The organism is Nitrospira sp., assembly GCA_016788885.1.
In the GTDB taxonomy this organism is placed as follows: Bacteria; Nitrospirota; Nitrospiria; order Nitrospirales; family Nitrospiraceae; genus Nitrospira_A.
In genome coordinates this window covers 1-6,213 of sequence record JAEURX010000004.1, presented here as the reverse complement: position 1 = coordinate 6,213, position 6,213 = coordinate 1, and the positions used below count along the sequence as shown (strand labels likewise).

The window sequence follows — 6,213 nt, the reverse complement described above, 5'->3', positions numbered from 1 at the left end:
TCGGCCGAGCAGCATGCCGCTGATCGGGATGATCGTCAGAAACAGCCGGTCACCTTGCAGTTTCGCAATGCCGGATTGAAGGAAGTGGTCGAGGCCTTGGGAAAAGCGGCGCATGTGAATTTTGTCTTCGATAAGGACGTCCGCAACGATCCCATCACCGTGTCATTGGAAGAGAAGCCGTTTGATGAAGCGCTCTCGTTGGTGCTGAATAGCAATAGCCTTTTCGCGCAGAAGGCCGGCCCCACGCTCTTCATCATCAGTCCCAATACCAAGCAAAAGCAGGAACAGTATCAGGATTTGATGATTCGGACCTTCTATCTGTCATCGGCCAAGGCCAAGGACATGGTGGCGTTGCTGAAGTCGATGCTGGATGTGAAGCATATCCATGGCAACGAGGCGCTGAATACGATTGTGGTTCGCGATCAGCCGGAGAAGGTGGAGTTGGCGGAGAAGATCATTCAGGCCAACGATCGCGAGGATTCCGAAGTGTTGTTCGACGTGGAAGTGCTCGAGGTGAACCGAACGGTCGACCAACAGTACGGGCTGTCGTATCCCAAGCAAATTGCCGCCGCGATGGTGCCGCCGGGATTTACCGGCACGATTGCCGGTGATATCGCACAGCAATTTACCTATCGGAACTTGGCAAGCTTGGGGCAGGACAACTATCTCTTCAAGCTTCCCACTAATGTGCAGCTCGATTTTTTCAAGCAAATCACGGATGCCAAGACACTGGCTGCGCCGAAAGTGCGGGTGCTGAACAATAAGAAAGCCGAAGTGAACATCGGCGACAAGCAGCCGATTTTGTTGTCCACCACCAATGTATTGCCAGGACAGGCCGCAACCGGTGCGGTTCCGACCACCTCCACGGTGACCTCAATCGAGTTTCGCGATACCGGCGTCAAACTGACCGTCGAGCCGAACATTCATCTGGCGAATGAACTGTCGTTGAAAATGAAGATCGAGGTGATCCGTCTGGGCGACACGGTGTTGCTGCAGCAATCACCCCCCATCTCACAGTTCAAATTCGGCAACCGTTCGGCGGAGACGATGCTCAATGTGCGCGACGGAGAGACTATTGTTCTGGGCGGACTGTTGCAGGAAGAGGACCGCCGTACGAAAGTGACGATTCCCTGGATCGGCGATATCCCGTTCTTGGGCAATCTGCTGAGTTCTTTCAAGACCCAGCGAGTCACCACGGAAGTCATTCTGACCATTACGCCGCATATTGTGAATTCTCTACGTCTACCGGGTCCGCAGGGGCAGGCGTTCTGGTCCGGAACCGAATCGGTCTATTCCACGGCTCCATTATTCGCCATGCAGCCGAAGCAAGTAGCGGCTCGTGTGGCGTTGCCGACTGCCACAGGAACGGTCTCCGAAAAATCGGTATCCAAGAAATCCAAGGCGGGGGGGGCGACTCCCGAATCAACCACGCAGGGATTGCAGCTTTCCCTGCAGCCTGCAGATGTGACGGTTCAGGTCGACAAAGAGGTTCGTGTCGATGTGATGGCGGCTCATGCGCAAGGGTTCGACACCGAGACCCTGACGTTGGAGTTCGATCCCAAGGTGCTTGAATTCCGGGATGCCACGCTCGGTGAAGTGTTGGGAACGGAAGCCGGCAAGGCTCCAGTGGCGGCGACATCGTCGTTGGCGGACGGGGTCGTCGAACTGCGTCTACACCGGTCTGTTGGTGCCACGAAGGACGACGGCCGGCTGTTGCGGGTCACGTTTCTGGCAAAGACCCCCGGCGTGTCGACCGTACGGTTGCATACGGCCAAACATACCGGGGCCGACACATCGCAGGAACCGGTTGATGTGACAGGAGTGGTGAGAGTGCGGTGAAACAGTCCGGCGTGACGTTGCTTGAATTGCTCGTGACCCTGACGATTCTCACGATCCTTGCTTCCGTTGCGTTGCCGTTCACCAAGGTTTCTACCAAACGGACGAAAGAGATCGAGTTGCGGCAGAATCTCCGGGTGATTCGGGCTGCAATCGATGCCTTCCACCTCGAATGGGCACGTGACGGCGATACGCTCACCGGTCCTGCCTGCGTCAAGAATCGATTGAGCTGCAAGGATGTGACGGGGCCCTACGGATACCCGAAGTCGCTCGACGTGTTATTGGGAGTGAAACTCACGGGAGAGCAGGCGACCGTCCGTGGCACGACCATTCGCCGATACCTCCGGTCGATCCCGTTAGATCCGATGACGGGCGCGGCCGACTGGCGCTTACGTTGCTACCGAGATCCCGCCAGCATCAAAGACTGGTGTGGGGAAGATGTGTACGATGTTACGACTCAGAGTCAGGAACTGGCCTTGGATGGCACCAAATATCGTGATTGGTAAGCGCGCATGGACGGTGTCTTCCCCTCGTGGCTTTACGATTATCGAATTGATGATCGTGGTGACGATCGTGGGGATCCTCGCGACCCTGGCGGTTCCCTCCTACCATGCGGCTATCATCAAAGCCAAGGAAGGCGCGTTACGTCAGGATCTGTTTTCGCTCCGCGACGTCATCGATCAGCATCGGGCCGACAAGGGGAAGTATCCCGAAGGCATTCAGGCGCTGGTGACGGCCGGATACCTGCGTCGGGTGCCGACCGACCCCTTAACCGGTCTGAGTACATCCTGGCAGGAAATGGTCGATGAAGCTGAGGGCGGGATGGTCGATGTCTTTTCGGGGTCTGATCTTGTCGGTACCAACGGCGTTCCCTACAACCAATGGTAAGGCCATGAACATCATGATTCACCCTACGATTCAGAAGCGACGGCTGGGATTTGGATTTCGATGCTGGTGTTGGGTAGTGGCGCTGCTGCTGCCGTATGGTTCAACCGGCTGTGCGCGCGTGACGCCGTTGTCCGAGCCGACCCCCACCGACCTGCAGGTGACCGCGGATTCCCTGAAGGCAGCGGTCCGGGAGGCACAGCGCACCGCGGCGGAACTGCGTACGGAGTTGGACGAGCAACGTAAAGAGTTAGCTGATGCGCAGGTGGCCAGGGCGCAGCTTCAAGGGATGTTGCAGGAGACCGAGCGGCGCCTGGCGGATGCCAGGCAGATCATCGACCTGCAACGTGAGGAGTTGTCCGCGGCCCGCACGGAGCGGGAACGTGTGGCCCAGGCTGTTCAGCCGCCTCATCACCCGACACGACAATCGACGAAGGCGGGGTTGTCTCGAGGAAAGAGTCTCTCGTCGATACCGGAGGGCGTCGCAGAGACCTTGCCGAAAATAGAGTCTGTGACGGAGCATCCGCCTGCGATGGACGAAACTCCGGCCTCGTCTCAGACGTTCCTTTCCGAAGCTGAAACCGGGACAATCGTGGCTCCTGTCGCGCAATCAACCGCGTTCTCAACCCCAACGGGCGAACCGCAGGTGAAGACGATCGTCGTCCGTAACGGAGACACCCTCTGGGCGATTGCTCGACGTCATAAGGTGGGAGTGAATGCGCTACGCTCCCTCAATGGCGTGTCGGGCGACCTGATCATGGTCGGGCGGACGCTCCGTGTGCCGGAGCCCAAGCGACAACAGGCGGCGATTCAACCGGTCTCGACAGGTGCGGTCTCGCAGTAGCGAACGGATGGCCTTGCGTCCTCGACTGAGGCAGATACACTCATGGCGGTGTTTTCCTATAGAGCGGCACGAGCGGATGGCACCACCTTTGAGGGGCATATCGAAGGTGATGATGAGCATCTGGTGCGCGCCAAGCTCGAATCGGACGGCCTGCTGGTCTTTCGTCTCTCTCGACGCGGGGCGGGGATCGGCGTGCCGGGCCTTCCCACGGGTCGTTGGGGGAAACTGCCGCTCCAGGACTTCCTTGTGTTCAACCAGGAGTTGCTGGCTCTGATCAAGGCAGGATTACCGGTCTTACGGGTGTGGGATCTTCTGATCGATCGCACCCAACGGGCTTCGTTTCGTGAAGCACTCAAAGCGGTGCGTCAGGATATTCGCGGTGGTGCGTCAGCCTCGGAAGCGCTCGGCAAGCACTCCGCGTATTTTTCCGATCTCTACCTCGCCACCATTCGGGCAGGGGAGCAGTCGGGAAATTTGGCCGAGGTGCTTCAACGGTATATCGCGTATCTCAAGTTGATGATCGGGTTGCGTCAGAAGGTGACGAAGGCGTTGGCCTACCCGGCGTTTCTCGTCGTCGTCGGCGTTGCGGTGGTGGGATTTCTTCTGAGTTATGTCATGCCGACCTTCATCTCGGTATACGGCGAATCCTCGGCCAATTTGCCGACGGCAACTCGGTTGCTGATTTCGGTGATCCACATAGGAGAGGCGCAACTGATTCCGGTCACGATCATTGTGATTGTAGCAACGGTCATGGGACGGGCCTGGTACCAGACATCGGCCGGCCGGTTGTCCGTCGACCGCAATCTACTCCGATTGCCCCTGTTGGGAACCATCTTGGTGGAACACCATACCATCCAATTGACCCGCACGTTGGCCACGGTCTTGGCGGGAGGTACTCCCATCGTTGAAGCGCTGGAAATTGCCCGCGGCGCCGTCTCAAACCGCTTTGTGTCGCGAGGCTTGGTCTCGGCGGTGAATGAAATTCGCGAGGGCAGCACCCTGGCCGCCGCGATCGAGCGGCCGAAGATTTTGCCGAAGCTGGCGATTGAAATGCTGTCGGTCGGAGAAGAAACCGGCTCGTTAGAGCCCATGCTGAGAGATGTCGCGGAGTTTTACGAAGGCGATCTCGACGTGCGTCTCAGTCAGTTGACGACCTGGATCGAACCGGTGTTGTTGCTGGTGATGGGCGTGTTGGTCGGGGGGATCGTCATCATCATGTATCTGCCGATTTTTCAAATGGCGGGAACGATCCAATGAGGCGACCGCGCGGCTCGATGCGATTCTTGATAGGGAATCGGGTACCGGTTGGAGGCGAGTAACATGGCCATGCAACGTCATCTTACGCGGCCGTCGCTGTCCGATGTGCTGGTGCGTGAAGGAATCCTCACCCGCCGGACGGTGGATCAGGTCGTGGTCCGCCTCGGCGGGAGCACCGCGGCGCTGGGGCAAACGCTGGTTGAAGAAGGCACGATCTCCGAGGCGCAACTGGCGCAAGCGCTGGCGGCCCAGTTTGGGTTGCCGTATGACCAACTCACCGGATTTCGAGTCGACTCTGAGTTTTATCACACCATCTCCGTGAAGCTGATGCGACGGCATCCGTTCGTCCCTGTGAAGGATGAGGCGGGCGTTCTGACCATCGCTATCTCTGATCCTCAGAATCTCCTCGCACTGGATGAGTTGGAAATCCTGCTGAATCGGCCGCTGCACTATGTGGTGAGTTCGCGGAGCGCCATCCAGGCTGCGCTGGAGCGTAGTGAGGGGTCGAGTCAGGCGCTGCGCGAATTGGAAGCGGAGTATCGATCGGTGTTGGTCAAGGAGGACGAGCGGGGCGAAGAAGTGCTCACCGTCGATCACTTCGGTGAGGACCAGAGCCCGGTGGTCAAGTTGCTCGACACCATTATGCTCAGCGCCATGCAGCGCCGAGCGAGCGACATCCATATCGAAGCCACGGACCGTGCCACGACGGTCAAGTTTCGGGTGGACGGCATCCTGGTGTCCGCCATGGATCCGCTCGACGTCAAACTCCATCCTCCGTTGGTATCTCGTCTGAAGGTCATGTCCGACCTGGATATCGCCGAGCGGCGGGTGCCGCAGGACGGTAGTTTCCGAATGCGCCTCGACCGGAAAACGGTCGATTTCCGGGTCTCGATTCTACCCAGCGTCTTCGGCGAGTCCGTCGTGATCAGAATCTTGGACCGGGAGGCGATCACAACCGGTGTGTCCACATTGCGTCTGGATCGTCTCGGGTTCAATCCCGAAGACCTCAAACGGTTTCGGCGCGCCATCACCAGACCCTACGGCATGGTGCTCGTCACCGGCCCGACGGGGAGCGGTAAGACGACGACCCTCTATGCCGCCATCAGCGAAATGAATATTCAAGAGGACAAGTTGATCACCATTGAAGACCCAGTGGAGTATCAGCTGCCGGGCGTCGTGCAAATCCCGGTGAACGAAAAAAAGGGACTGACGTTTGCGCGCGGGTTGCGGTCGATTCTGCGTCACGACCCGGACAAGATCATGGTCGGCGAAATCCGTGATGCCGAGACGGCGCAGATTGCCATCCAGTCCGCCCTCACGGGTCACCTGGTGTTGACCACCGTGCATGCAAACAACGTCTTTGACGTCATCGGCCGGTTCGCCTCGATGGG

The 6,213-nt window shown here is 58.5% G+C and carries 6 protein-coding genes; all 6 read left to right on the top strand.

The window, feature by feature from the left end:
• On the top strand, nt 1-1,839 hold a 1,839-nt coding region (locus JNL86_00140; protein ID MBL8041309.1), incomplete at its 5' end, for a hypothetical protein.
• The gene (locus JNL86_00135; protein ID MBL8041308.1) at nt 1,836-2,342 is read left to right on the top strand and encodes a prepilin-type N-terminal cleavage/methylation domain-containing protein; all 507 of its coding nucleotides are present in this window, start codon (nt 1,836-1,838) and stop codon (nt 2,340-2,342) included. The genes JNL86_00140 and JNL86_00135, both read left to right, overlap by 4 nt.
• Nucleotides 2,317-2,724 (top strand): prepilin-type N-terminal cleavage/methylation domain-containing protein, encoded by a 408-nt coding sequence (locus JNL86_00130; GenBank protein ID MBL8041307.1) that lies wholly within the window; start codon nt 2,317-2,319, stop codon nt 2,722-2,724. The genes JNL86_00135 and JNL86_00130 overlap by 26 nt, the downstream gene beginning before the upstream one ends.
• Before the next feature lie 13 nt (nt 2,725-2,737).
• Nucleotides 2,738-3,565, top strand: coding sequence for a LysM peptidoglycan-binding domain-containing protein (locus JNL86_00125; protein MBL8041306.1), 828 nt, complete (start codon nt 2,738-2,740; stop codon nt 3,563-3,565).
• Nucleotides 3,566-3,607: 42 nt separating this feature from the next.
• Nucleotides 3,608-4,822: a type II secretion system F family protein gene (locus JNL86_00120; GenBank protein MBL8041305.1), complete on the top strand. Its 1,215-nt coding sequence runs from the start codon at nt 3,608-3,610 to the stop codon at nt 4,820-4,822.
• Between the two features lie 63 nt (nt 4,823-4,885).
• On the top strand, nt 4,886-6,213 hold a 1,328-nt coding region (locus JNL86_00115; GenBank protein MBL8041304.1), incomplete at its 3' end, for a type II/IV secretion system protein.